The sequence below is a fragment of the Bacteroides fragilis NCTC 9343 genome, from assembly GCF_000025985.1.
GTDB lineage: Bacteria > Bacteroidota > Bacteroidia > Bacteroidales > Bacteroidaceae > Bacteroides > Bacteroides fragilis.
The window spans coordinates 2,426,019-2,451,707 of record NC_003228.3 but is presented as its reverse complement, the minus strand read 5'-3'; the positions used below and the strand labels follow the sequence as shown (position 1 = coordinate 2,451,707).

General features: G+C 48.4%; 23 protein-coding genes. 11 read left to right on the top strand and 12 right to left on the bottom strand.

What is annotated here, in order from left to right:
• Positions 1-186 precede the first annotated feature (186 nt).
• The 6 genes from BF9343_RS09825 (at position 187) to BF9343_RS09800 (ending at position 7,268) form a co-directional block, all read left to right on the top strand.
• Positions 187-1,557: a sigma-54-dependent transcriptional regulator gene (locus BF9343_RS09825; RefSeq protein ID WP_041926216.1), complete on the top strand. Its 1,371-nt coding sequence runs from the start codon at positions 187-189 to the stop codon at positions 1,555-1,557.
• Positions 1,558-1,576: 19 nt separating this feature from the next.
• Positions 1,577-2,896, top strand: a complete 1,320-nt coding sequence (locus BF9343_RS09820) for a sensor histidine kinase (RefSeq protein ID WP_010992842.1) — start codon at positions 1,577-1,579, stop codon at positions 2,894-2,896.
• Between the two features lie 183 nt (positions 2,897-3,079).
• Positions 3,080-3,475 (top strand): DUF1573 domain-containing protein, encoded by a 396-nt coding sequence (locus BF9343_RS09815; RefSeq protein ID WP_005787254.1) that lies wholly within the window; start codon positions 3,080-3,082, stop codon positions 3,473-3,475.
• 130 nt (positions 3,476-3,605) lie between these two features.
• Positions 3,606-5,594 carry an OPT family oligopeptide transporter gene (locus BF9343_RS09810; protein ID WP_005787253.1) on the top strand — a complete coding sequence of 663 codons (1,989 nt, stop codon included), beginning with the start codon at positions 3,606-3,608 and terminating at the stop codon, positions 5,592-5,594.
• The gene (locus BF9343_RS09805; RefSeq protein WP_011202700.1) at positions 5,591-6,454 is read left to right on the top strand and encodes an alpha/beta hydrolase; all 864 of its coding nucleotides are present in this window, start codon (positions 5,591-5,593) and stop codon (positions 6,452-6,454) included. Before BF9343_RS09810 ends, BF9343_RS09805 begins: the two co-directional genes overlap by 4 nt.
• A gap of 37 nt (positions 6,455-6,491) precedes the next feature.
• The gene (locus tag BF9343_RS09800) at positions 6,492-7,268 is read left to right on the top strand and encodes an N-acetylmuramoyl-L-alanine amidase-like domain-containing protein (RefSeq protein WP_005794479.1); all 777 of its coding nucleotides are present in this window, start codon (positions 6,492-6,494) and stop codon (positions 7,266-7,268) included.
• 54 nt (positions 7,269-7,322) lie between these two features.
• Here the strand turns inward: BF9343_RS09800 and BF9343_RS24185 are convergent, their stop codons facing one another.
• Together BF9343_RS24185 and lipB are read right to left on the bottom strand one after the other, a co-directional pair.
• Positions 7,323-7,520 (bottom strand): hypothetical protein, encoded by a 198-nt coding sequence (locus BF9343_RS24185; protein WP_025814658.1) that lies wholly within the window; start codon positions 7,518-7,520, stop codon positions 7,323-7,325.
• A 320-nt stretch (positions 7,521-7,840) separates the two neighbouring features.
• The gene (gene lipB, locus BF9343_RS09790; protein WP_010992840.1) at positions 7,841-8,506 is read right to left on the bottom strand and encodes a lipoyl(octanoyl) transferase LipB; all 666 of its coding nucleotides are present in this window, start codon (positions 8,504-8,506) and stop codon (positions 7,841-7,843) included.
• Positions 8,507-8,571: 65 nt separating this feature from the next.
• Between lipB and BF9343_RS09785 the strand changes: the two genes are divergently transcribed.
• On the top strand, positions 8,572-9,411 hold the full coding sequence (locus BF9343_RS09785; RefSeq protein WP_005787242.1) for a helix-turn-helix domain-containing protein: 840 nt from the start codon (positions 8,572-8,574) through the stop codon (positions 9,409-9,411).
• A 177-nt stretch (positions 9,412-9,588) separates the two neighbouring features.
• Here the strand turns inward: BF9343_RS09785 and BF9343_RS09780 are convergent, their stop codons facing one another.
• The 4 genes from BF9343_RS09780 to BF9343_RS09765 form a co-directional block, all read right to left on the bottom strand.
• Positions 9,589-11,799 carry a heavy metal translocating P-type ATPase gene (locus BF9343_RS09780; RefSeq protein WP_010992839.1) on the bottom strand — a complete coding sequence of 737 codons (2,211 nt, stop codon included), beginning with the start codon at positions 11,797-11,799 and terminating at the stop codon, positions 9,589-9,591.
• 51 nt (positions 11,800-11,850) lie between these two features.
• Positions 11,851-12,162: a heavy-metal-associated domain-containing protein gene (locus BF9343_RS09775; protein ID WP_005787238.1), complete on the bottom strand. Its 312-nt coding sequence runs from the start codon at positions 12,160-12,162 to the stop codon at positions 11,851-11,853.
• 50 nt (positions 12,163-12,212) lie between these two features.
• On the bottom strand, positions 12,213-14,429 hold the full coding sequence (locus tag BF9343_RS09770; protein ID WP_041926215.1) for a TonB-dependent receptor: 2,217 nt from the start codon (positions 14,427-14,429) through the stop codon (positions 12,213-12,215).
• Positions 14,430-14,608: 179 nt separating this feature from the next.
• On the bottom strand, positions 14,609-15,004 hold the full coding sequence (locus tag BF9343_RS09765; RefSeq protein WP_010992837.1) for a hypothetical protein: 396 nt from the start codon (positions 15,002-15,004) through the stop codon (positions 14,609-14,611).
• Between the two features lie 138 nt (positions 15,005-15,142).
• On the opposite strand from BF9343_RS09765, the gene BF9343_RS09760 reads away from it, so the two are divergent.
• The 4 genes from BF9343_RS09760 (at position 15,143) to gcvP (ending at position 20,261) form a co-directional block, all read left to right on the top strand.
• A complete protein-coding gene (locus BF9343_RS09760) occupies positions 15,143-15,997 on the top strand; it encodes an RsiV family protein (protein ID WP_005787233.1) in 855 nt (284 codons plus the stop codon).
• Positions 15,998-16,090: 93 nt separating this feature from the next.
• The gene (gene rsmG / locus BF9343_RS09755; RefSeq protein ID WP_010992836.1) at positions 16,091-16,711 is read left to right on the top strand and encodes a 16S rRNA (guanine(527)-N(7))-methyltransferase RsmG; all 621 of its coding nucleotides are present in this window, start codon (positions 16,091-16,093) and stop codon (positions 16,709-16,711) included.
• 19 nt (positions 16,712-16,730) lie between these two features.
• Positions 16,731-17,369, top strand: coding sequence for an MBL fold metallo-hydrolase (locus tag BF9343_RS09750; protein WP_005787229.1), 639 nt, complete (start codon positions 16,731-16,733; stop codon positions 17,367-17,369).
• A gap of 42 nt (positions 17,370-17,411) precedes the next feature.
• The gene (gcvP, locus tag BF9343_RS09745) at positions 17,412-20,261 is read left to right on the top strand and encodes an aminomethyl-transferring glycine dehydrogenase (RefSeq protein WP_005800134.1); all 2,850 of its coding nucleotides are present in this window, start codon (positions 17,412-17,414) and stop codon (positions 20,259-20,261) included.
• A gap of 140 nt (positions 20,262-20,401) precedes the next feature.
• Here the strand turns inward: gcvP and BF9343_RS09740 are convergent, their stop codons facing one another.
• The 6 genes from BF9343_RS09740 to BF9343_RS09715 form a co-directional block, all read right to left on the bottom strand.
• Entirely contained in the window at positions 20,402-20,971 is a 570-nt protein-coding gene (locus BF9343_RS09740; protein WP_005787224.1) for a nitroreductase family protein, read from the bottom strand.
• A 24-nt stretch (positions 20,972-20,995) separates the two neighbouring features.
• Positions 20,996-22,084, bottom strand: a complete 1,089-nt coding sequence (locus BF9343_RS09735) for an HpaII family restriction endonuclease (protein WP_010992834.1) — start codon at positions 22,082-22,084, stop codon at positions 20,996-20,998.
• Between the two features lie 77 nt (positions 22,085-22,161).
• Positions 22,162-22,779, bottom strand: coding sequence for an IMPACT family protein (locus tag BF9343_RS09730; protein WP_005794496.1), 618 nt, complete (start codon positions 22,777-22,779; stop codon positions 22,162-22,164).
• A 26-nt stretch (positions 22,780-22,805) separates the two neighbouring features.
• Positions 22,806-23,207, bottom strand: coding sequence for an FKBP-type peptidyl-prolyl cis-trans isomerase (locus BF9343_RS09725; RefSeq protein WP_025814655.1), 402 nt, complete (start codon positions 23,205-23,207; stop codon positions 22,806-22,808).
• 247 nt (positions 23,208-23,454) lie between these two features.
• Positions 23,455-24,702, bottom strand: coding sequence for a DUF1015 domain-containing protein (locus BF9343_RS09720; RefSeq protein WP_010992832.1), 1,248 nt, complete (start codon positions 24,700-24,702; stop codon positions 23,455-23,457).
• A 12-nt stretch (positions 24,703-24,714) separates the two neighbouring features.
• Positions 24,715-25,635, bottom strand: a complete 921-nt coding sequence (locus BF9343_RS09715; protein WP_010992831.1) for an NAD(P)-dependent oxidoreductase — start codon at positions 25,633-25,635, stop codon at positions 24,715-24,717.
• Between the last annotated feature and the right edge of the window lie 54 nt (positions 25,636-25,689).

Genomic DNA, 25,689 nt, shown 5'->3' with positions numbered 1-25,689 from the left:
TTGCAAATTCTATTTATTAAATAAAAGCAAGAAGTATACCAAACAGACATCCTATTATTTATCAACCTGTTACCGAAAACGGACGATCTGTAATTCGTACGAAAGCGTGCAGTTTTTGTACGATATCGTACACAGATTACCCAAACTTTTTCTCTATCTTTGTCCTGCCAATCAACATACTATACTATGACACTGAAACGAGGCAAAATACTGATAGCCGATGATAATGAAGACATCCTTTTCACACTGAAAATGCTGTTACGCCCCATTGCAGAATCAATCAGCATCACGACCGATCCGAGAGAACTGCTCCCCATCCTGTCACGCACACACTATGATGTCATCTTGCTGGACATGAATTTCAGGAACGATGCTGTCAGCGGACGGGAAGGATTCCACTGGTTGGAAGAGATCCTGAAACTGGATTCGGGAGCAGTGGTAATCTTCATCACGGCTTATGCCGATACCGAAAAGGCTGTACGGGCCATCAAGCTCGGCGCTACCGACTTCATCGCCAAGCCCTGGCAAAACGATAAGATGATTGCAACCGTATCTGCGGCATTGCAACTCAGCTTCAGCCGTACGGAAGTAGAATCACTGAAGGAGCAGAAAGAAGCTCTGACCGCCCCCTCGCCGGAACCGGCCCGAATCATCGGCGAATCGGCCGCCATGCAGGCTATTTTCCAGACCATCCGGAAACTTGCCGATACGGACGCCAACCTGTTACTTTTAGGTGAAAACGGTACAGGAAAAGATCTGATAGCACGCTATGTATACGAACAGTCGCCCCGGAAAGGCGAAATATACGTCCCGATCGATTTGGGAAGCATCCCCGAAACACTGTTTGAGAGCGAACTCTTCGGATTCGAAAAAGGTGCTTTTACAGATGCGCGGAAAAAGAAACCCGGAAGGCTGGAGGTAGCCTCGGGAGGTACTCTGTTCCTAAATGAAATTGGCAACCTGAGCCTGCCTTTACAGGCCAAGCTGCTTTCGGTCATCGAACAACGCAAAAGTTCGCGACTGGGTTCCACCACTTCTTATCCGGTAGACGTGAGACTGATATGCGCAACGAATACCGACCTGTATACAGCCATCGATAACGGGCTGTTCCGGCAAGATCTTCTCTACCGCATCAATACGATCGAAATACGTATCCCTCCCTTACACGAACGGGGCAACGACCTTTTCCTGCTTGCCGATCACTTTTTACAACGCTATCGGAAAAAATATAAAAAAGAAGTCCGGGGCATTTCGAAAGAAGCGCGCAGATTGATGCAACTCTATCGTTGGCCGGGGAATGTACGCGAGCTGGAACATGCCATCGAACGGGCGGTCATCCTCTCAGGCAATCCAATGTTGATGCCGGACGACTTCATGCTTCGCACATCGCCTCAGGGACAGGTTTCGGAGAAAGAGAAATACAACCTTGAACGCCAGGAGCGCGAAACCATCAGCGAAGTACTCCGGCTTTGTGCCGGCAACATTACGTTAGCCTCAGAAATGCTGGGAATCACCCGGACATCGCTATACAGGCGGATCGAGAAACACGGATTATAACCTCAAACAGTTACACGACATGAAACAAAAATGGGCGAGGAAACCCCTTATATTGACAGCAGCCCTTTTGATCTGCTGTTACACCACCGTGTGGTTAGGCATGCACGGTTTCTATATCAGCCTGCCGGTATCCGTATGCCTCTTGCTATACACAGCCTACAGAATCTATCGCTACATCCTCCGCTCCACACGTGCCATGGCACAGTTCATCTGGTCTGTCCGCTATTCCGAGTTCCTCTCCTCCCCCGTGCAAAGCGAAGAAAGCCTCCGTTCACTGCCGGCAGAGCTTCTGAACGAAATGAACCAAGCCTTGGATTTCTACAAACAGAACCTTCAGAAGAAAGAAAGCAAACTACAATATTTTCAGGCTCTGGCCAACCACATCGATATGTCCGTATTGGTATATACCCCTTCCGGACGGATCGAGTGGATGAATGAAGCCGCCAAAAGACTGCTCGACAACCACAATCTGAAAAGTATCGATGAACTGAAATACTTTCACAGCGAGCTGCCTGCCCGCCTTTACTCCTTAAAAGCGGGTGACATCTCCGTTCTGCAGGCGAAAAAAGAGGAAGAGACCATCCAACTGGCACTTTCCGGAATGGAGTTTGTGATACAGGGACGACCGCTCACAGTGGCCAGCATGAAAAACATCCATTCGGTATTAGACAGCCAGGAAACCGAAGCCTGGCAGAAACTGATCCGTGTACTGACACACGAAATCATGAATTCCATCACTCCGGTCACGTCTTTGTCCGAATTGCTGGAACATCAGATCGAAGACTTTGACGGCAATGAAGAAGAGCGGGCCGAAATACGCCGGATGTTACAAACCATCCGCCGGCGGGGCGACGGGTTAATTCGGTTTGTCAACAGTTACCGGGAAGTGTCTCACCTGCCACAACCCCTGCTGAAGATATATACATCACAAGAATTACTGACAGGTGTGGTACGGTTGATGTACAGAGAACCGAATGACCTGCACCTGATACTTCCGCCCAAGGGCCAACGCCTGATGGCGGACAAAGATCTGATTGAACAAGTGCTGATCAACCTGATTAAAAACGCCCGCGAGAACGATGCGACCGACATCCGGATCTCAGCCGGATTAAGTTCCGGAGAACGCCCCTATATAAGGATAGAAGACAACGGGACAGGAATCGAGCATGAGGTGCTCGACCGCATCTTTATCCCGTTCTTCACGACTAAACCCACCGGATCGGGCATCGGCCTGACCATCTCACGACAGATCATGCATCTGCACCGCGGCACCATCACCGTTTCATCCGAACCGGGGAAAGGCAGTATCTTCACCCTCTTGTTTCCGGGCGTATTCTAAAGAGGTGTAGCCATACGGTGCACAGGGTGTAGCCCTAAGCCTCGCATGGCTACACCCTATATACCGGACAGCTACACCCTCTCTGTCAGATGCCTTTTTAATACAATTTCACCGTCATACGACATCATTTATCAAAAAAAACCTTACCTTTGCCACTCACAAAACCATAAAAAGAAATAGAAAATGAAGAAAATACTATTTTTTATCACTATGATGGTGCTGAGCATCGGACTTGCCCAAGCTCAAGGAAAAGCAGAAATAAAGTTTGATAAGACAACCCACGACTTCGGAACGTTCTCGGAAAACAATCCTGTTGTGAGTTGCACTTTCAAGTTCACAAATATCGGCGATGCCCCGTTAGTCATTCATCAGGCTGTAGCATCCTGCGGATGTACCGTACCCGAATATACCCAGGAACCTATCATGCCGGGAAAAACAGGTACAATCAAGGTGACTTACAACGGAACGGATAAATATCCGGGACACTTCAAAAAGTCCATAACCCTGCGTACAAACGCCAAGACGGAGATGATACGTCTTTTCGTGGAAGGCGACATGACAGCCAAAGACGCGAAATAAGCAAAAATTAATAACAACAATGAGGAGAATCTTTCGGGATTCTCCTTTTTTTTTGCTTACTTTGAAGCTGTTTTGAGAAACCGACCGTTTGGAAATCTGATAAACTATACATAAACTACAAAAAACAATTATGAAACAAGAAGAAGACAAGTTTACGGGCTTACCCGAGAACGCATTCCGGGAACTGAAACCGGGAGAAGTGTACAACCCGCTGATGAGTCCAAAGAAAACGTATCCGGAGGTAAACCTCTGGTCTGTAGCATGGGGTATCGCCATGGCCATCCTTTTCTCGGCTGCCGCAGCCTATCTGGGACTAAAAGTAGGACAAGTATTCGAAGCTGCCATCCCCATCGCCATCATAGCAGTCGGAGTATCCGGCGCAGCCAAACGCAAAAACGCACTCGGCGAAAACGTCATTATCCAATCCATCGGCGCCTGCTCAGGCGTCATCGTGGCAGGAGCCATCTTCACACTGCCTGCCCTCTATATCCTGCAAGCCAAATATCCGGATATGTCGGTCACCTTTATGCAAGTGTTCATCAGTTCACTGCTGGGCGGTGTACTGGGCATCTTGTTCCTGATTCCTTTCCGCAAATACTTTGTAAGCGACATGCATGGCAAGTATCCTTTTCCCGAAGCGACAGCCACCACACAGGTGCTGGTGTCGGGTGAAAAAGGAGGCAGCCAAGCCAAGCCATTGCTGATGGCAGGATTGATCGGCGGTCTGTACGATTTCATCGTGGCTACCTTCGGCTGGTGGAACGAAAACTTCACCACCCGCGTATGCGGAGTAGGCGAAATGCTGGCCGACAAAGCCAAACTGGTTTTCAAGGTAAACACCGGCGCAGCCGTACTCGGCCTGGGATATATCGTCGGACTGAAATATGCTTCCATTATCTGCTTCGGCTCCCTGGCCGTATGGTGGATCATCGTACCGGGCATGTCACTCTTCTTCGGTGATTCGGTACTGAATCAGTGGAATCCGGACATAACCGCCACGGTAGGCTCTATGAGTCCCGAACAGATATTCAGCCACTATGCCAAAAGCATCGGTATCGGCGGCATTGCCATGGCAGGTGTCATCGGCATCATCAAATCATGGAGCATCATCCGCAGTGCGGTGGGACTGGCGGCTAAGGAAATGGGCGGAAAGAGTGATGCCGAAAAGAACATTATCCGCACCCAACGCGACCTCTCAATGAAAATCATTGCCATCGGTTCCATTATCACGCTGATTCTGGTAGTGCTTTTCTTCTATTTCGATGTGATGCAAGGCAACCTGGTGCATACACTGGTAGCCATCCTGCTAGTGGCCGGAATTTCATTCCTGTTCACAACGGTAGCCGCCAATGCAATCGCTATCGTGGGCACTAATCCCGTATCGGGCATGACTCTGATGACATTGATTCTGGCATCGGTCGTTATGGTGGCTGTCGGGTTGAAAGGCCCTTCAGGCATGGTGGCTTCATTGGTAATGGGTGGTGTGGTCTGTACCGCACTTTCCATGGCAGGAGGTTTTATCACAGACTTGAAAATCGGATACTGGCTTGGCAGCACACCGGCCAAGCAGGAAGCATGGAAGTTCCTCGGAACCATCGTTTCGGCTGCTACCGTAGGCGGTGTAATGATTATCCTGAACAAAACTTACGGATTCACAAGCGGTCAGCTGGCTGCCCCGCAGGCTAACGCAATGGCTGCCGTCATCGAGCCGTTAATGAGTGGTGTGGGCGCTCCGTGGATGCTCTATGGCATCGGTGCCGTACTGGCCATCGTATTGACGCTCCTGAAAGTTCCCGCATTGGCATTTGCACTCGGTATGTTTATTCCTCTCGAACTGAATATACCGCTGGTGGTGGGCGGTGCGATCAACTGGTATGTGACTACCCGCAGTAAAGACGCTTCACTCAACACGGAACGGGGAGAGAAAGGTACATTATTGGCATCCGGATTCATCGCGGGAGGTGCCCTGATGGGTGTAGTCAGTGCGGCAATGCGCTTCGGAGGCATCAATCTGGTAAATGACGCGTGGCTGAACAACACTCTGTCTCAACTTGCGGCCCTGATAGCTTATGCCCTGTTGATTCTCTATTTCATCAAAGCATCCATGAAAGTAAAATGAAAACATTAATCACATCCATTCTTCTGTTCATGGCTACCGGCTTGTCAGCACAAAAGCCCGTTGAGCTGCCTTTATGGCCCAACGGCGCTCCCAATGATAACGGGCTGAAAGGCGAAGAAGTGATGTCGGCTCCATACCGGCTCACTAACGTCACACAGCCCACCATCACCGTCTATCGTCCGGCGACACCTAACGGCATGACCATCATCATGTGTCCCGGCGGTGCTTACGCTCTCTTGGCCATGGATCATGAAGGACACGACATGGCACCATGGTTCAATTCATTGGGCATCACCTATGTGGTACTAAAATACCGGATGCCTAACGGACACTGCGAGGTGCCTTTGTCGGATGCTGAACAAGCGATACGAATAGTGCGGAAACATGCCAAAGACTGGAATATTCGTACAGACCGGGTGGGCATTATGGGAGCTTCGGCCGGCGGTCATCTCGCCTCTACCCTTGCTACGCATTACAGCAGTGAGGACACACGACCCGACTTTCAGATATTACTCTATCCGGTAATCACGATGGAATCCGGCGACACCCACGGAGGATCACGCCACAATCTGCTCGGGCCGGACGCAACGCCGGAATTAACCAGAAAGTTCTCCAACGAACAGCAAGTGACGGATCACACTCCGCAGGCTTTCATCACCCTCTCTTCGGACGACGAAGGAGTGCCTCCCGCCAATGGCGTGAATTACTATCTGGCGTTGCAAAAGCATAAGGTGCCTGCCACCCTCCACATTTATCCCACGGGCGGACACGGATGGGGGTTCTATGACAGTTTTACCTATAAACGCCAATGGACGGAAGAATTAGAGAAATGGTTGCGGGACGGAGTCAGGTTCCAATAGATACAACGAAGGTATTACAAAAACAATCTTTATAAAAATGAAAACAATTCGCACACTTTTATTATGTACCAGCCTATTGGCCGGAACAGTTGCAGCACAGGAGAGCAGCCTGGTGCTGAGTAACGGACTCGGGTTTGTCGACACCCCCTATAAGGCAGGCACCCTGGAAGTAGATGACACAGAAGACCTTATTATCAATTGTGACGAAGTGGATTGTACCACTTTCGTTGAATATGCACTGGCAATGGCCCTCTGCCCGCAGCAAGGAGACGAAATGCAGGAAGGCGATTTCGCCCGCAATTTGCAACGCATCCGCTATCGTGACGGAAAAATAGACGGATACACCTCCCGCCTGCACTATATATCCGACTGGATCAACAATGCGGTCCGCCAAGGCCTGCTCGAAGATGTAACGGCTGCCTACAGCCCCTTCAAACAAAAACTGTCGCTCTCGTACATGAGTACGCATCCGGAACTCTACAAATCGTTGAAAAATTCTCCGGAGAACGTAGCCCAAATGGCAAAGTATGAAAAAGCCTTGAGCGGCAAAGAGGTACACTATCTGCCCAAAGACAAACTGGAACCGGACGGACTGCCTTGGATCAAGAACGGAGACATCATCGCCCTGACCACCAATACTCCGGGGCTGGACGTAAGCCACATGGGCATTGCCATTTACATCAAGGGGCAGTTGCACCTGCTGCATGCTTCATCCAAAGAGGGTAAAGTAGTAGTGGGCAAAACCGCACTGAGCCAAATGTTGAAAGACAGAAAATCACTGACCGGCATCAGAGTGCTGAGAATGAAAAAATAATCTGCATAACCTACCTGTGGTGAACACGAGTTTTGATATATTCTCTTTTTCTTGTCAATATGAAAGGAAATTAGCGGATTTCATGACAGCACCTTCTGCTTTTAGACAGCAACCGGAAGTGCGGAAGGCGGAAAGCGGGACTTTTCTTCCCGGAAAACCGGACTTTTGTAGCCGGAGAGCCGGGGTCTGACCCGAAAAGTAACCGGATTTCAGCAAAAAGAAGTAAGCATTCGGTCCGAAAGACGTAAGCATTTACAGAATATGCTTACGTCTTTTCAAATTATCTCTATATGTTTTCCTACTTTACATCTATTGTTAGGGTTTCGGAGGTTAAAAGAGAAAGATTATTCTCTGGTTGTACTCCCGAAGCAGACAAGGCCGAACTAACAGAAAGAGAGCCACATGCTCTTATTACGCACCTTTTCATTCCGATAGCTTCACGACATCGCCATTATGACAGCCTGCAAAGACATCTGATATCAAAAACAAAATCGCCAACCCGCAAGGAAGGCGATTTTATCCGTTCAGTGCATCATTGGGCGGAAATAGAGCAATCCAGAGAGGTTTGATTATCATTTTGACAAAAGGGCAGCAAGCAACTCCCGGCCCAACCGTTCTTTCACCTCCGCCATATCGATGCTATGGCCAAGTTCTTGCTGAAGCGAGGTCACACCCTTATCAATGAAACCACAAGGATGGATGTAGCTGAAATAACGTAAATCGGTATTGACATTCAATGCCAATCCGTGCATTGTCACATAATGGCTGCTCCTGACCCCTATCGCACATATCTTGCGGGCACGGGACGTATCTCCCTCCAGCCAGACACCGGTCGCCTTCTCCAACCGCCCCGCCACAACACCGTAAGACGCACAGACACGGATGACGGCTTCTTCCAATAAATGCACATACTCCTTCAATCCCAATCCGAACTCTTCAAGATTGAGAATCGGATAGCACACCAACTGCCCGGGACCGTGATAAGTGATGTCTCCCCCACGATCGATATGATAGAGAGTGGCACCGATAGTCTTCAGTTGCTCCTCTCCCAGCAACATATTATTTTCTTTCCCGCTACGCCCCAGCGTGTAAACGTGCGGATGTTCACAAAAAATTATACGGTTCTCGTAACTCTCCCCGTTCTGCTTCGCATGGACAAGGGCATCGAACCATTCCGTCTGGCGGCTCCATGCCTCAGAATATGGAATAAGTTCCCAATCGGTTGTAATTGTTTTCATAAGGACAAAGATAAAAAAATAAAAGAAAATGTGTATATTTGCGTGATTCAAAAAAAGAAAGTAATATGAAGTTTGACTTTCCACAAGTAGATCTTCCGTGCGAGATTTTGGCATGGAATGATGTAACCGAAGATATATTAAATATCTACAAACAATCATGCAGGCTGAAAGCCGGCATCTTTGCTATTTGTACGGAAGGCAAGATGACCGCAACCATTAATCTGATTGACTACGAGATAAAACCGAACGACTTGATCACACTGTTACCGGGTACCATTATCCAGTTCCGCGAACGCACGGAAAAAGTACGTTTATGCTTTGCGGGATTCTCATCGGAATGCGTAGAACGCATCAATCTGATAAAATCAATGGTCAGTTCCTTCTCCAAAATAACCGAATGTCCGATTGTAGAGTTGCAGGAGGATATAGCCAGCTATCTGATAGATTATTTTTCTTTGCTGGCACGCGTGACGTGTGACGAAAAATTATCTCTCCCCTCCGAAATGACAGAGGTGTCTTTAAGATCGATCCTGACTGCCGTCGGACTAATCTATCAGAGATACTCCTCGAAAAACCACAATACGAACCGTAAGGAAGAAATCTGCCGTGAACTGGTAGGACTGGTCACGGAACATTACACCGAGGAGCGTCGTGCCCAGTTCTATGCGGACAAGTTGGGAATATCGCTGCAACACCTCAGTACTACGGTCAAGCAGGTGACCGGACGTAACGTACTGGACGTCATAGCCTACGTGGTTATCATCGACGCGAAAGCCAAACTCAAATCGAGCAACATGACTATCCAGGAAATCGCTTATTCACTGAACTTCCCCAGTGCTTCGTTCTTTGGAAAATATTTCAGGAGATATGTAGGCATGAGTCCGCTGGAATTCAGAAACAGCTGACGACTTTCTCCGGGAAAGACATTCAAAACCCTTTTTTACCACAGAGGGCACAGAGTAACACAGAGCAAACTTCAAATTATGGATGACCAATATGAACGCTCTGTGTGTACTCTCTGCCCTCTGTATCCTCTGTGTTACTCTGTGCCCTCTGTGGTGAGTTCGTTTTGAAAGGAATTGTTATTTTCTGGCCAGACTCAGTGAATTCAGCACGACACTTACACTTGAAAATGCCATCGCTGCACTGGCAAGCATCGGATTGAGCAGCAACCCGTTGACAGGGAACAAGATTCCGGCTGCAATGGGAATGCCTATCAGATTATAGATAAACGCCCAAAACAGATTCTGGTGAATCAGTTTTACTGTTTGCTTGGAGAGTTCGAATGCACGGGGCAGCAACAGCAGATCCGATGTCATCAACGTAACCATCGCCACATCCATGGCTATATCGGTGCCTTTCCCCATCGCTATGCTGACATCAGCCAAAGCCAACGCCTGTGAGTCATTGATTCCGTCACCCACCATAGCAACCGTTTTGCCCTGCATCTGGAGCTCACGCACAAACTCTTCTTTATCATCCGGCAAGGCATCTGCCACAAAGCGGTCGATGCCCAATTTGCCCGATACGGCAAGTGCCGTCCGTTGTCCGTCACCGGTCAGCATGCAAATGTCGATGCCCTGACGTTTCAGTTCCTTCACCGCCTCGGCAGAAGTCGGCTTTATCTGGTCGGCAATGGCGACAACGGCAAGTACCTCTGTTCCACGGCCAAAGTAAACGATACTGTTCCCGTCCGATTCGTATTGCACCATCATCTCGGCAAGTACGTCAGAAAGAGAAGCACTGAAATCTTTCAGCAATTTGTGGCTGCCCACCCAATAAGTGTCACCCTGATATACCACCTTGATACCTTTTCCGGTGATACTCTCAAAACTCTCCAACTGGGCAGGAACTATCTTCTCCACCTCTTGCAGAGAAGAGACAATGGCTCCGGCAAGCGGATGTTCGGATTTAAGCTCGGCTGCCAGCAGAACATTCTTGAAATGCTCTTCCTGTACTTGGGCCCAAAGCCATCCGGAGACAGTGGGATGTCCCTCGGTCAATGTCCCGGTTTTGTCGAGCACCACTACATTGACTTTACGCATCTGCTCGAGGGCAACAGCATCCTTTATCAGAATATGGTTGCTGGCTGCTTTGCCGATGCCCACCATCAGAGCGGTAGGAGTAGCAAGTCCCAAAGCACACGGACAGGCAATAACCAGTACGGATACAGCCGAAAGCAAGGCATGTGAGAAATAATCGGTTCCTCCCACCAACAGCCAGATGACAAATGTCAGCACGGCAATGCACAGCACCACCGGAACGAAGATACCCGTCACCCGGTCTACGATACGCTGTACGGGAGCTTTACTTCCCTGCGCTTCCTGAACCATGCGGATGATGCGCGCCAGCACCGTCTCACTTCCCACACCGGACGCCTTGATTACAAAAGCTCCCTTCTGGTTGATGGTTCCCGCCAGTACCCGGTCACCGACCTTCTTCTCTACAGGAATAGGCTCTCCGCTAATCATGCTTTCGTCTACATAAGACTCTCCTTCAGACAGACGTCCGTCCACGGGAATCTGTTCGCCCGGACGTACGACCACCAGATCGCCGGTTTGCAACTGGTCTATCAGGATGTCTTCTTCGATCCCTTCGCGAAGCACCCGGGCCACACGGGGCTGAAGTCCCATCAATTTACGAATGGCGGTAGAGGTGTTTCCCTTAGCACGCTCTTCCATTAACTTTCCGGTCAGTACAAAGGCAATGATGACTACTGCGGCTTCGTAATAGACGTGCGGCTCAAGTCCGCGGCTATACCAGAACTCAGGGAAAAATGTATTGAAGACACTGAACAGGAATGCGATGGAGGTACTCAGTGCCACCAGCGTATCCATGTTACTCCTCCCCAGACGTGCCTGCCGCCAGGCGTTGACGTAGAAAGATCCACCAAAAAAGATCATTACAGGGAGGGCCAGTATCAACTGGATCTCGTTAGAGAAAGGTACATGCATCAGAACCATAGAAAACAGCAACATGGGAACAACGAAGATCCATGCACCGATAACCTGCCGTTTCAGCAGCCGGTAGTGTTTCTCCTGTGCCTCCTCCTGACGTTCCTCTTTCAGGGCCTCTTCCACTATCAGGTCATAACCTGCGGCAAGTACAGCCGCACGGATCTCTCCGGGGGTCAGCTTGTCGGCCTCGTACGAAACGGACAGTGTGTTTGTGGCGAAGTTGACCGATGCGTCTACCACACCGGCCAGTTTCTTCACTGTTTTTTCCACATTATTAGCGCACCCTGCACAGTGCATGTTCAGTACAGGAAACGCTTTCTTTGTTATATTACTCATAATCTATTATTATATATACTATCTAATAAACAATGAGGTAAAGAACAATGTTCACTTCTTGTCCGTTTCCTTTGCCTCCTTTATGACTACAGCTTCGTATTTAAATTTCCGAAAGCCTTCTTTCAGCTTTTCAACATTTGTCTTCTCGGCATCATAGGTAATGGTAACAGTTCGTTCCTTAAGATCGGTTGTAAAGTTTTTAAGCCCTTTCTCGAACTTGATATTGTTCTTCACCTTTCGTTCGCAGTTGGCACATTCCATCTGTGCCACTTTGAAAACGACAGTACGGAAGTCTTTTGCCATAACGGCCGTCACCGAGAGCAAAGCCACCACCAGGGTAGCAATCATTTTTTTAGTCTTCATAAATGTAAGTATTAGTATTGATAAATTCTGTGATCTGTCACTTTTTATTCTTAATCTCTCGCCAGATTGAACCTGACTCCGATATATCCTTTCGCTCCATGAACCGGCCCCCATATCATGGTCGAGTCAAAACGGTCGCCCCAAGGATCGGCAGCGTCGATAATCGGATTCTTCTGTTTAAAATTAGTCAGGTTTTCGCCCCCGATGTATATCGACCAGCGGCGGAAGTAGCGTGTCACTTGGGCGCTGAGTTGGCTGAAGCCTTTGTAGCGTGCATCCCACGAAGAGGTTCCGTCGGCAAGTGTGTACGGATTGGGCATACGTCCTCCCCCGTTCATCTGCCATGTGGCATCAAACTGCCACAAACCCAGCGGAGTCTGATAAGAGGCAGTGACGAGGCCTTTATATTTTCCCGTCAGGGGCTTCTCCATCAATTGATGATTATAGGTAGTCTTGGCGTCTGTCCAGCGATATGCGGCAGTCAGCGAGAATCCCTGAAAGAAGGGATAAGTGGCCTCCACCTGAAATACCTGTGAGTACGAGCGTCCGTCGAGATTGTAAAAGGCCACCTCGTGCGGATTCGTATCCATATCGACAACGACCTGTTTCAGGAAGTCAGTGTAATAGTATTCCAGGTTCAGGTTCAGCGTCTTCCCGAAAAGCGGGATATATCCCGATATGCTTGCTCCATAATTCCAAGCCTCTTCCTGATCGAGATGATCGGCGATGCTCACCTTGCGGCTGCTTGCCATCAGATAATTATTCTCGGCAAGCACATGGTTGGTGCGATATCCCTTTCCGGCGGAAAGACGGAAATGAACAAAGTCATTGGGGTTGTACTTAATGTGCGCACGCGGAGTCACAAAGAATCCGTACTCACTGCTATGGTCGCCACGAAGTCCGGCCATCAACACGAACTTATTATCCAGGTTGAAGGTATACTGTGCGTAGGCCCCGCCCACCGATTCACGTGCAAAAACTTTCGTCAACGGTGTTTCAGCGTTATTGGTCAGTCGGTAATGCTGGTCGTATCCGTCATAATTATAGCTGAAGCCTGCAGATAGATTGTGCTCTTTCGTAAATTCGGTTTCGAACATAAGTGAAGCATAGGCGTTGGATTGGTCGACGTTATAGATCTTCCGTCCATAAAGTGCATCTTGATTGTGCAACGTACCGGACAGAATCAGTGCAAGATTGGTATTCTTCTCCTTATTAAATATATAGGCATTCTTGGTAAAGGCCTCGTAGCGCCGGGTGTCGATGTCTATTTCATACCGATCGGCTGCCGGCACGCCGCTATGACTCACCTGACCGCCTTTTCTGCTTTCGTCCAATGCCTTGATGCCTGCCTGAAACACATAATGATCCCCCATATATGCCCAGCGATTCCAGAAGTTATACTGCTCTATCCGGGGAATATCGGCAAAGCCGTCATCATTGCCGTCGTGTGCCTTTGTTTCATTCTCGTAATGCGCCAGCAATGAAGTACTCCACCGCTTGGACAGTTTCACGGTGGCGTCTGCATTCGCTTCATAACGATTGGTAGTACTGGCAAAAAGGTTGGCCGAAACCCAATCGGCCTCAGGCAACTGTGGCTTCTTAAACTCAACATTGATCTGCCCCGTAAGGGCCTCGTAACCGTTTTTTACTGACGAGATTCCCTTTGAAACCTGTATGCTATGCATCCAGGGACCGGGCACATAACCCAACCCATAAGGAGAAGCAGCACCACGATAGTTCGGGATATTCTCGGTCAGCATCTGCACATAGGTTCCGGAAAGCCCGAGCAACTTGATCTGTTTCGCTCCCGTTGCAGCATCCGAATAGCTGACGTCTACCGACGGATTGGTAACAAAACTTTCACCGAGATTGCAACATGCCGCACGGCAGAGCTCGTCGCTGGTAATGATCTCTTCGTTCATCACACTGCTGCGCAACTTCAGCGTACTCAACTTACGGCTGACAATCTGCACTTCACTCAGTTCCATTCCTTCGCGCAGCACCACGTCCAGAATGGCTTTCTTATCGTTCACTTGTATGGTGTCGTTTTCGTAACCTATAAAACTTACAATCAGATGATTGGACTTGTCGGGTTTAGATATGGAAAAAGTACCGTCCTCACGAGTGGCTACCCCACCGGGAATGTTTTTCCAGAAAACGTTGGCACCTATAATCGGTTCGCCTGTCTGATCTTTCACCGTACCGCTCACTTGCGCCTGTACGGTCAGACTGCCGAGAAGCAGTCCGGTCAATAACATGTATTTCATTAAATTTCTTCGTTTGTCTTTTTTATTCGGTTTATATTCAATAAGAAACAGATAGGATTCACCGCAGACTGCACAGGGTGACACAAATTACCCGGCTCCAACAATCTACGGAATCAATCCTTAAACGGTGAAAGCCAGTGCAATCTGCGATGCAATCCAAACAATAAAAATCGAAGAAACTAAATAAGCAAAGTAGAATAAAGAGCCAGATAATGCCGGGAACTTGTCTTGGGTGGCGGTATCACATAAGGAGGATCCGACACCTCATCGCGGAAAAGAGCGCATAGCAAGTCCGATACCTGGTCACAAAGCAACAAGCTGACAGGAGCAGGAACAGAGGATTCGAATGCCTGCTTTACCAGATCAAGCTTATAGATGGTCGCCGTACATCCCTCGCCCCGGCATGATTTATGGAACTCAAAGTCAAACTTACCACAGAAGCCGCATTTGTCGGCACAGCAACAATTGGCCGTTTCACAACCACTGCAACAATATTGGGCAACAGAGACTCCCGCTCCTACATATACTATAAGGAGAGAAAGAATAACGGCAAGTATATAGCGGAATCTCTTCATAACGGTTGCAAAGATAAGCAGATTTAACCAGCCTGCCACATTCTTTTTTCTTTTTTTATGCTGTCGATTCACTAATATGAACTATATTTGTCGATAGTGAACGATTATATAAATGTTGAATTTAAAGAAGAACCCCTTATGAAAAAACAATATGTCAGCCTGCTTGCGATAATACTTGCTACAAGTGGCTTTTTATTTTCTTGCGGTGACAAGATGAACAAGAATACCGGTGCACTGGAATTCGACAGTATACAGGTAAACGAAACAGCACATCTCTTCGGAGATACCGCAAAACCGGCATGTAATCTGACCATCAATTTCGCCTATCCGGTGAAGTCGACGGACAATAAACTGAAAGACAGCCTGAACAGCTACTTTATAGCCGCCTGCTTCGGTGAAGGATATATCGGAGAGAAACCGGCGCAGGTGGTCAAGGAGTACACCGAACATTACGTAAAAGAATATCGCACAGACCTCGAACCGATGTATGCCGAAGACGAAAAGAACAAAGAGAGTGAAGGCTCCATCGGTGCATGGTACTCATACTATAAAGGGATAGAAAGCCACGTGCAACTTTATTATAAGAATCTGTTGGTCTATCGCATTAACTACAATGAATATACCGGAGGCGCACACGGCATTTACATGACAACTTTCCTGAATATGGACCTGATAAACCTGCGTCCGCTGAAGCTGGATGATATTTTCACTGGTGATTATAAGGAAGCACTGACCGACTTGCTGTGGAATCAGTTGATGGCGGACAAGAAAGTGACAACGCACGAAGCACTCGAGGATATGGGTTACGGCTCTACCGGAGATATTGCCCCGACGGAAAACTTCTATCTGGACAAAGACGGCATCACCTTTTATTATAATGTATATGATATCACCCCGTATGCCATGGGACCGGTAGAAATTAAGATTCCATACGAAATGATGGAACACATGCTGGGCAGCAACCCGATCATCGGAGAGATGAAATCAAAATAATCTAACTTTATTATTAAAATACAGATATATTACAACCTTATGAATACAACAGAACAAACTTCCTCCCTCCCCTCTGCCGGAGGGGAAAACGGAGTGAAGCTTCTTCTTAAATACTTTCCCGACTTGACGGAAGAGCAACGCAAACAATTCGCTGCGCTTTACGAACTTTACATTGACTGGAATTCTAAAATCAACGTAATCTCACGCAAGGATATCGAGAATCTGTACGAACACCATGTGCTTCATTCGCTGGGTATCGCCCGCATCATCCGTTTCCGGGCCGGCAGCAGTGTCATGGACCTCGGCACCGGAGGGGGATTCCCCGGAATACCGTTGGCCATTCTTTTTCCGGACACGAAATTCCATCTGGTGGACAGCATCGGCAAGAAAGTACGTGTGGCAACCGAGGTAGCCAATGCCATCGGACTTAAAAATGTCACTTTCCGCCATGCACGGGCCGAAGAAGAGAAACAAACATTCGACTTCGTTGTCAGCCGTGCCGTGATGCCCCTGGCCGACCTGATAAAGATTATCCGGAAAAACATCTCGCCCAAACAGCAAAATGCTCTCCCCAACGGACTTATCTGCCTGAAAGGAGGCGAACTGGAACACGAGGCGATGCCGTTTAAGCATAAGACAAGTATGCATAACCTGAATGAAGATTTCGATGAGGAGTTCTTTCAAACCAAGAAAGTGGTATATGTAACGATTTAAACGATCAAACAACATAGTCATGAAAATTAAGAGATTTGAGTTCAATATGTTTCCCGTAAACTGCTACGTTTTATGGGACGAAACGAACGAGGCAGTCGTGATAGATCCGGGCTGCTTTTATGACGAAGAGAAACAAGCTTTAAAGAACTTCATCGTCACCAACAATCTGAACATAAAACATCTGCTGAACACTCACCTGCATCTGGATCACATTTTCGGAAATCCATTCATGCTTCGCGAGTTCGGGCTGTCTGCCGAAGCCAATCAGGCCGACGAGTACTGGATAGACGAAGCCCCCAAACAGAGTCGCATGTTCGGTTTCCAACTGAATGAAGCACCCGTCCCACTGGGAAAATATCTCCATGACGGAGACATCATCACCTTCGGAAACACAACACTGGAAGCAATCCATGTACCGGGACACTCTCCCGGAAGCCTTGTCTATTACTGCCGGGCTGACAACTGTATGTTTTCGGGCGATGTGCTGTTTCAGGGAAGCATCGGACGGGCCGACCTGGCCGGAGGCAACTTTGATGAACTGAAAGAGCATATCTGCAGCCGCCTGTTCGTCCTCCCCAACGAAACAATCGTATATCCGGGGCACGGAGCACCGACTACCATCGGAATAGAGAAGGCGGAAAATCCGTTCTTCAGGTAAGAGATTATCAACAAACCTTATTATAAATAAATCATTAATAACATGAAAACCGATTTATTAGCCTGCCGCCACATCGGCGTCAACAAAGCGGATGCCGAAGTAATGCTCCGGAAAATTGGAGTTGCTTCGCTCGACGAACTGATCGATAAAACCATTCCGGCCAACATCCGGCTCAAAGCACCTCTGGCACTACCCGCACCGATGACCGAATACGAGTTTGCCCGCCACATCGCTGAACTGGCAGGCAAAAACAAACTGTTCACCACTTATATCGGTATGGGATGGTACAACACGATCACCCCTGCAGTCATCCAGCGAAATGTATTCGAGAATCCGGTCTGGTATACTTCTTATACTCCTTACCAGACAGAAGTTTCGCAAGGAAGACTGGAAGCCCTGATGAACTTCCAAACTGCCGTATGTGACCTGACCGCCATGCCCTTGGCCAACTGTTCACTGCTGGACGAAGCCACCGCTGCCGCCGAAGCTGTGACGATGATGTATGGCTTGCGTTCACGCAACCAGCAGAAGGCGGGAGCCAACGTGGTGTTTATCGACGAAAATATCTTCCCGCAGACCTTGGCGGTCATCACCACTCGCGCCATCCCGCAAGGCATTGAAATCCGTACCGGAAAGTTCCGGGATCTTGAATTTACAGATGACCTCTTTGCCTGCGTCCTGCAATATCCTAATGCAAACGGTAATGCGGAAGACTACCGAGAATTTACCGAAAAAGCACATACAGCCAACTGCAAGGTAGCTGTGGCTGCCGATATCCTGAGTCTTGCACTACTTACCCCTCCGGGCGAATGGGGAGCGGACATTGTATTCGGTACCACACAACGTTTGGGTACTCCCATGTTCTACGGTGGTCCTTCGGCCGGTTATTTCGCTACCCGCGACGAATACAAACGCAACATGCCGGGACGTATCATCGGATGGTCGAAAGATAAATATGGCAAACTCTGTTACCGCATGGCACTCCAGACACGCGAACAGCATATCAAACGGGAAAAAGCGACTTCCAATATCTGTACCGCTCAGGCACTGCTCGCTACCATGGCAGGATTCTATACCGTCTATCACGGACAGGAAGGTATCCGTAACATCGCTTCACGCATCCATAGCATTACCGTTTTCCTGGAAAAGAGTATCGGTAAACTGGGATTCAAGCAAGTGAACAAACAGTATTTCGATACCCTCCGGTTCATTTTGCCCGACAGCGTATCGGCACAGCAGATTCGCACCATCGCTCTGAGCAAAGAGGTGAACCTGCGCTATTTTGATAATGGAGACGTGGGACTGAGTATTGACGAAACAACCGACGTAGCAGCTGCCAACATTCTACTGTCTATCTTTGCCATCGCTGCCGGAAAAGACTTCCAGAAAGTGGATGACATCCCCGAAGCAACTATCATCAGCGAGGAATTGAAACGCCAGACCCCTTACCTCACACACGAAGTATTCTCTAAATATCATACCGAAACGGAAATGATGCGCTACATCAAGCGTCTCGACCGGAAGGATATTTCATTGGCACAATCGATGATTTCACTCGGTTCCTGCACCATGAAACTGAATGCGGCAGCCGAAATGTTACCTCTGAGCTGTGCTGAGTTTATGTGCATGCACCCGCTTGTTCCGGAGGATCAGGCGGCCGGATACCGCGAACTGATTCACAACCTGAGTGAAGAGCTGAAAGTCATCACCGGATTTGCCGGAGTAAGCCTGCAACCCAATTCCGGTGCTGCCGGTGAGTATGCCGGTCTGCGCACCATCCGTGCCTATCTTGAAAGCATCGGACAAGGACACCGCAACAAAGTATTGATCCCCGCATCTGCACACGGCACCAATCCCGCATCAGCCATCCAGGCCGGATTCACCACTGTAACTTGTGCATGTGACGAACATGGAAACGTAGATATGGATGACCTCCGTGCCAAAGCTGAAGAAAATAAGGATGACCTGGCCGCACTGATGATCACCTATCCCTCGACACACGGTATCTTTGAAACGGAAATCGTAGAGATCTGCCAAATCATTCACGCCTGTGGAGCTCAGGTATATATGGATGGAGCCAACATGAATGCACAGGTAGGACTGACGAATCCGGGATTTATCGGAGCGGACGTCTGTCACCTGAATCTGCATAAAACCTTTGCATCTCCCCACGGAGGAGGCGGCCCCGGCGTAGGCCCGATCTGTGTAGCGGAACATCTGGTACCGTTCCTTCCGGGACACGGACTGTTTGGCAACTCACAGAACGAAGTATCCGCCGCACCGTTTGGCAGTGCCGGTATTCTGCCTATCACCTACGGCTATATCCGTATGATGGGTGCCGAAGGACTGACAATGGCAACCAAGACAGCCATTCTCAATGCAAACTATCTGGCTGCTTGCCTGAAAGATACGTATGGCATTGTATACCGGGGAGCCAACGGCTTTGTGGGACACGAGATGATTCTGGAATGTCGCAAGGTATACGAAGAAACCGGTATCAGCGAAAATGATATTGCCAAACGCCTGATGGACTACGGCTATCATGCTCCTACCCTCTCCTTCCCCGTGCACGGCACACTGATGATCGAGCCCACTGAAAGCGAAAGCCTCTCCGAACTGGATAACTTCGTCCTTACGATGTTGACCATCTGGAATGAAATTCAGGAAGTGAAAAACGGTGAAGCCGATAAGGAAGACAATGTACTGATAAATGCTCCGCACCCTGAATATGAAGTAGTAAGCGATCAGTGGGAACACTGCTATACGCGTGAAAAAGCCGCATATCCGATAGAGAGTGTGCGTGAGAATAAGTTCTGGGTAAATGTAGCCCGTGTAGATAATACGCTGGGCGATCGCAAACTGCTGCCCACATGCTACGGCTGCTTCGACTGAAGTAAGCTAAGCAACAACTGATTCACGATTCACCACAGAGTAGCACGGAGTATCACAGAGTAGAAATCATAAAAGATAAACTCTGTGAGACTCTGTGGTCAATTTAAACTCTGTGAAACTCTGTGGTGAATCTTAATATCCTATTCCACGATGGTTATCGTACCGGCTTTAACTGTCTTTTCTTTCAACAATGCGCCTTCCGCTTTATATCCCAAAGCTACGCAACCATAAACTTTATGATTTTCGGGCACTCCGAGAGAAGTCAGATAGGCCCGTACCTCCGGATCATCACAGGTCGTACCGAGCTGATTGATCCAACAGGAAGCGATGCCCAGTGAAGTGGCTGCCAGAAACATATTCTCGATAGCACAGGCACAATCCATCCCGGCCCACCATTGCTTGGGTTCATTGGACACGATGACCAAGGTTGGGGCATGATAGTAACAGCAATACGTCTCACTGTGCCCCCGTTCCCGAAGATGCTTGTCATCACTTTTGGCAAATGCCCCTTTGATCCGTTCATTCAGTTCTTCCAGTTTCACTGTATTACAGACGGCAGTAAAATGCCACGTTTCATAATGCATGCCGCTCGGCGCGTAAGCACCCGCTTCCAGGATGGCGTTCAAGTCATCCGCCGGAATCTGCTTTCGATCATACGCACGTACACTACGCCGTGCCTTAATGGTCTCTAAAACTTCATTTGTCTTCATTATCTATTCTCCTGCCAATCGGATTTATCTTTTAATCAACCCAATCTTTACATTCAGTTTGAAATAATACACTCCGTTCTCTCTCTCGAGGAAGCCATACTTGTCTTTATCAACCGCTCCCTTTTCGAGACGCGAATTCAGATAAAGAAAGTCCTCAAATGTTTTCTTTTCCGATTTATGATAGCACAGTACCTCACCTTTACCATCGACCAGCAATATACCTTCAACTGCCGAATCGGTCCCATTGTATATTTTGGCCGGACGCATACCCAAGGCAAGTGCCAGCAGAAACTGCTTCATTTTAAACTCGTAAAAGCCATGCTTGCTGATCAGCTCCTCTTTTATCTTGAGAGGATTTATGATCTTCATCTGTTCGGTCAGTTCACTGACGCGTGTGATGCCGTCCAGGTGCATCATACGCACCATCTCTGCCAGCACACGAGGGAAGTGCAGATCGATCATCAGCAGATTGCAACGGAACACACGGTCCGCTACGTCCGAATACTTCAGCACACCTCCCAGACGCTCGATCATCATCATACGCTCGGCCACCTCCGTGGGTGATTCAGGGAGGGCATTAATCTTATTGACGGTCGGAGTGGCAAACTTGATACCGGACTGCTCCAACTTCAGGTTCGCCGCACGTCCACCATCCAGTAGCGGATTCATCGCACTGAGACGCGAACGGACATTGAAACCCGCCAACGGAGCCTCAGGATGCCAGAAAGCAATCGAGAAGTCGGTACGGTCCTCCGTCCGGGCTTCCAGATCAAAGATACCTGCCTCGTCCAGGAACTCCTCCACCCCGTCGGGTGACGTAACTTCATCCGCCGAAGAATTTTTAATCGCGTCCAGAATCAGGTCCGCCACTGTTGTAAAGTCCTCACGGGGAATACTTTTCTCCACCTTCTCACCTTCCATCCGGATGACCTCTTCTTCAATATAGTAACGCCGGGTGCCATCATGCTCTTCACGCTGGATCATTGCAATGGGCCGGTACTTTTCATCTTCTTTCTTTGCCTGCGGAGTTCCAAGCGATACTTTTCCATCCGCCAGCAGACGGAAAAAGACGTACAACTCGCTCCACTCTCTTTTTGTTGCTTCAAATGCCATTCTATCTATCTTTTTTTTATTATTTCGGAGAGGTGTGTCATCATTCATCACAGAGTTCCGACGCCCCCCTATCTCTACTATCCATTTCCTTCCTGTTCATCTGTAATGCGGGCAGTCTCCACTTTCTCCAGCCGGGACCTTAAACGGGGCATTGCCGACTGCCGGATACGAAGCGTCATGCTGCAATCCATATCATACGACTGAGACAGAATCTCCGGTTCCTCCTCCTTTACAATCCGCATGACATCGTTCATAAAAGGATACTCGAAAAGTACGGTTACTTCCTCGTCCACAGTTTTCTCTACAATGGTGCAGGCAGCGATGGCCTCGGCGGCGGCGGCCTTATAGGCCACAATCAGTCCACTAGTGCCCAACTTGATCCCTCCGAAATAACGGACCACAATAATCAGTATATCCGTCAGTTCGTTCGAGTTGATCTGTCCCAGAATCGGTTTACCGGCAGTACCCGACGGCTCTCCGTTATCGTTGGCACGAAAATTCTTCCGCTCGTGTCCCAGCATATAGGCATAGCAGACGTGGCGGGCATCATAGTATTTCTTCTGGTACGCCTCCAGATGCACTTTAATCTCTTCCAAGGTACGAACCGGGAGAGCGATGGCAATAAATTTGCTTCGTTTCTCGGTATATGTTCCCTCCGAGACTTCAGTGATGGTCTTATAGGTATCTTCTGTCATGATATCCGGAATCTTTTTTTGATGGTTCAAGCTATACCCAGTAATTGTACCTCGAAAATCAAAGTTGAAAAAGCCGGAATCGGGCCACTGGTACGTGTGCCATAGCCCATATTATAAGGGATGTAGACGATCCAGTGATCTCCCACCCGCATCTTTTGCAGAGCAATCTGCCATCCTTCGATAACCTCGTTCAGACGAAAAGCTTCGGGACAGTTCCGCTTCCAGGAATTATCAAATTCACGTCCATTGATAAGAGTGCCCTTGTAATGAACCGACACCACACTGTTGGAACGGGGCGTGGCTGCGCCGATACCTTCCTCCAAAACCTTATATAATATGCCGCATGGCAATTCGTGTACATCCGCTTCGGTGCGTAATGTCTGCATGAATTGTTCGTTCTGCAATTTGTATTCTTCTTTTCGTCCCATATCTGTTTCCTGATAATAATTACTTCGGCGGCAAAGATACGGAAAAACGTACATATTTGAATAGTCCGAAACACAAAACGAATTCACCACAAATTACACGGATTAACACAGAACGGCATCAATTTACTGACGACCAACAATTTATCTGTATAATTCCATGCAATTTGTGGTGAATAACGAGTTTGGGTACATCCCCTCCTCTGTTTTCCATACCCAAACACTCCTCAATCCGATATCGGATCTCTTTTTATTCGAGCTCGTGTATCACCAGCCCGGAACGCAGTTTCGGTTCGAACCAGGTAGTCTTCGGAGGCATAATGTTTCCTGTATCGGCAATATCCATCAATTGCTTCATCGAAACAGGATAAAGTGCCAAAGCCACTTTCATTTCGCCGCTGTCAACCCGTCTGCTCAATTCGCCCAAGCCGCGGATTCCCCCTACAAAGTCAATCCGGCGATCCGAACGCAGATCCTTGATTCCCAAAATTTCGTCCAGAATCAGGTTGGAAGAGATGGTCACATCCAATACACCTATAGGATCATTGTCGTCATAAGTACCCGGTTTGGCTGTCAGGCTATACCATTTGCCATCCAGATAGAGCGCAAAGTTATGCAACGCATTGGGTTTATAAATCTCTTTACCTTTCTCTTCGATCTCAAAATTCTTTCCAAGGGCGGTCAGAAATTCGGCAGGCGTCAAGCCATTGAGATCTTTCACCACCCGGTTGTAGTCGATAATAGTCAACTGGTTGGCGGGGAAACATACGGCCATGAAATAGTTGTATTCTTCGTCTCCGCGATGATCAGGATTCTGCTTTGCCTTTTCGGCCCCTACCAGGGCAGCGGCAGCCGAACGATGATGCCCGTCGGCGATATAAAGCGCCGGCATGGCAGCAAACTCCTTGGTGATGACAGCAATGTCTTCGCTGTTGTCGATCACCCAGAAAGTGTGTCCGAATCCGTCACCGGGAGCAATAAAATCGTATACCGGCTTTTGAGCCGTATACTTGCGGATAATGGCATCGAGCACCGCATTGTCGGGATAAGCAAAGAACACCGGTTCGATGTTGGCATTGTTCACACGGACATGCTTCATGCGGTCTTCTTCCTTGTCACGCCGGGTGAGTTCGTGCTTTTTGATGACACCGTTCATATAATCGGGCACGTAAGCACCCACCACCAGCCCATACTGTGTCTTGTCATTCATGGTCTGGGCATAGATATAATAATTCTCTTTGTCATCCTGCACCAGCCATCCTTTATCACGGAATAGACGGAAATTCTCTGCCGCTTTCGCATACACCTTCTCATCATGTTCGTCTGTCCCGACGGGAAAGTCTATTTCCGGTTTAATGATGTGGTACAATGATTTATCGTTCCCGGCAGCTTCTGCACGAGCCTCTTCTGAATTCAGCACGTCATACGGACGTGAAGCGACCTGTTCTACCAAATCTTGCGGAGGACGGATGCCTTTAAATGGTTTTATTGTTGCCATAAGAACTGCAGATTACTTATTCACTCTAAACTTTTCACAACCCTCTTTCAGGAAACCCACAATCTGCCGTGCAGCTGCAATACCGGCATTGATATTCGCCTCGGCCGTCTGTGCTCCCATCTTCTTCGGAGTCGAGAAATAACGTCCGGCAAAGAGTTCGGCGAACTTTGTATTGGCCGCAGGCATGATGTCTGTGATGTATTTAAAGTCCGGCCGTTCCTCCATCAACTGGATCAATTCGTCTTCATTGATCACTTCTTTGCGGGCCGTATTAACCAGGATAGCCCCTTTCGGCATATTGGCCAACAGATTATGATTGATGGAATTTTTCGTTTCGGCTGTAGCGGGAATGTGCAGTGAGACGATGTTACAGGTCTTATAAAGCTCTTCGGCAGAGTCAACGGCTTTCACCCCATCTTTCTCTATCACATCTTTCGGGCAGAAAGCGTCATAAGCATAGAGTTCCATACCGAACCCCTTGGCAATACGCGCCACATTGCGTCCTACATTACCGTATGCGTGGATACCCAGTTTCTTTCCCATCAACTCCGTACCCGATGTTCCGTTATAGAAGTTACGGACAGCATAAACAAGCAGGCCAAACACCAACTCGGCTACAGCATTCGAGTTCTGTCCCGGAGTATTCATCACACATACACCGTGTGCAGTGGCTGCATTCAGGTCTACATTATCGTATCCGGCACCGGCACGAACTACTATTTTCAACTCTTTCGCTGCATCGAGCACCTCGGCGTCGATGATGTCACTACGGATAATAATGGCATTCGCATCTTTCACTGCGTCAAGCAGTTGGGCTTTATCTGTATATTTCTCAAGCAGAACCAATTCAAATCCGGCTCCTTCTATTTCTTTCTTGATGCCATCCACCGCAATCTTGGCAAATGGCTTTTCGGTTGCAACAAGTACTTTCATTTCTCTTATTCTATTTTGGGAGAATTCACCACAGAGGATACCGCAGACACCAAA

Bases quoted from the DNA above. Each gene is read 5' to 3' on its own strand.
- BF9343_RS09725 (WP_025814655.1), bottom strand. From the start codon at position 23,207: ATGGGACGAAAAGAAGAATACAAATTGCAGAACGAACAATTCATGCAG.
- BF9343_RS09800 (WP_005794479.1), top strand. From the start codon at position 6,492: ATGAAAACAATTCGCACACTTTTATTATGTACCAGCCTATTGGCCGGA.
- BF9343_RS09715 (WP_010992831.1), bottom strand. From the start codon at position 25,635: ATGAAAGTACTTGTTGCAACCGAAAAGCCATTTGCCAAGATTGCGGTG.
- BF9343_RS09775 (WP_005787238.1), bottom strand. From the start codon at position 12,162: ATGAAGACTAAAAAAATGATTGCTACCCTGGTGGTGGCTTTGCTCTCG.
- lipB (WP_010992840.1), bottom strand. From the start codon at position 8,506: ATGAAAACAATTACAACCGATTGGGAACTTATTCCATATTCTGAGGCA.
- BF9343_RS09785 (WP_005787242.1), top strand. From the start codon at position 8,572: ATGAAGTTTGACTTTCCACAAGTAGATCTTCCGTGCGAGATTTTGGCA.
- BF9343_RS09770 (WP_041926215.1), bottom strand. From the start codon at position 14,429: ATGAAATACATGTTATTGACCGGACTGCTTCTCGGCAGTCTGACCGTA.
- BF9343_RS24185 (WP_025814658.1), bottom strand. From the start codon at position 7,520: ATGCTTACGTCTTTCGGACCGAATGCTTACTTCTTTTTGCTGAAATCC.
- BF9343_RS09820 (WP_010992842.1), top strand. From the start codon at position 1,577: ATGAAACAAAAATGGGCGAGGAAACCCCTTATATTGACAGCAGCCCTT.
- BF9343_RS09810 (WP_005787253.1), top strand. From the start codon at position 3,606: ATGAAACAAGAAGAAGACAAGTTTACGGGCTTACCCGAGAACGCATTC.
- BF9343_RS09780 (WP_010992839.1), bottom strand. From the start codon at position 11,799: ATGAGTAATATAACAAAGAAAGCGTTTCCTGTACTGAACATGCACTGT.
- BF9343_RS09735 (WP_010992834.1), bottom strand. From the start codon at position 22,084: ATGGCATTTGAAGCAACAAAAAGAGAGTGGAGCGAGTTGTACGTCTTT.
- BF9343_RS09720 (WP_010992832.1), bottom strand. From the start codon at position 24,702: ATGGCAACAATAAAACCATTTAAAGGCATCCGTCCTCCGCAAGATTTG.
- BF9343_RS09825 (WP_041926216.1), top strand. From the start codon at position 187: ATGACACTGAAACGAGGCAAAATACTGATAGCCGATGATAATGAAGAC.
- BF9343_RS09805 (WP_011202700.1), top strand. From the start codon at position 5,591: ATGAAAACATTAATCACATCCATTCTTCTGTTCATGGCTACCGGCTTG.
- BF9343_RS09750 (WP_005787229.1), top strand. From the start codon at position 16,731: ATGAAAATTAAGAGATTTGAGTTCAATATGTTTCCCGTAAACTGCTAC.
- BF9343_RS09760 (WP_005787233.1), top strand. From the start codon at position 15,143: ATGAAAAAACAATATGTCAGCCTGCTTGCGATAATACTTGCTACAAGT.
- BF9343_RS09815 (WP_005787254.1), top strand. From the start codon at position 3,080: ATGAAGAAAATACTATTTTTTATCACTATGATGGTGCTGAGCATCGGA.
- BF9343_RS09765 (WP_010992837.1), bottom strand. From the start codon at position 15,004: ATGAAGAGATTCCGCTATATACTTGCCGTTATTCTTTCTCTCCTTATA.
- BF9343_RS09740 (WP_005787224.1), bottom strand. From the start codon at position 20,971: ATGAAGACAAATGAAGTTTTAGAGACCATTAAGGCACGGCGTAGTGTA.
- gcvP (WP_005800134.1), top strand. From the start codon at position 17,412: ATGAAAACCGATTTATTAGCCTGCCGCCACATCGGCGTCAACAAAGCG.
- BF9343_RS09730 (WP_005794496.1), bottom strand. From the start codon at position 22,779: ATGACAGAAGATACCTATAAGACCATCACTGAAGTCTCGGAGGGAACA.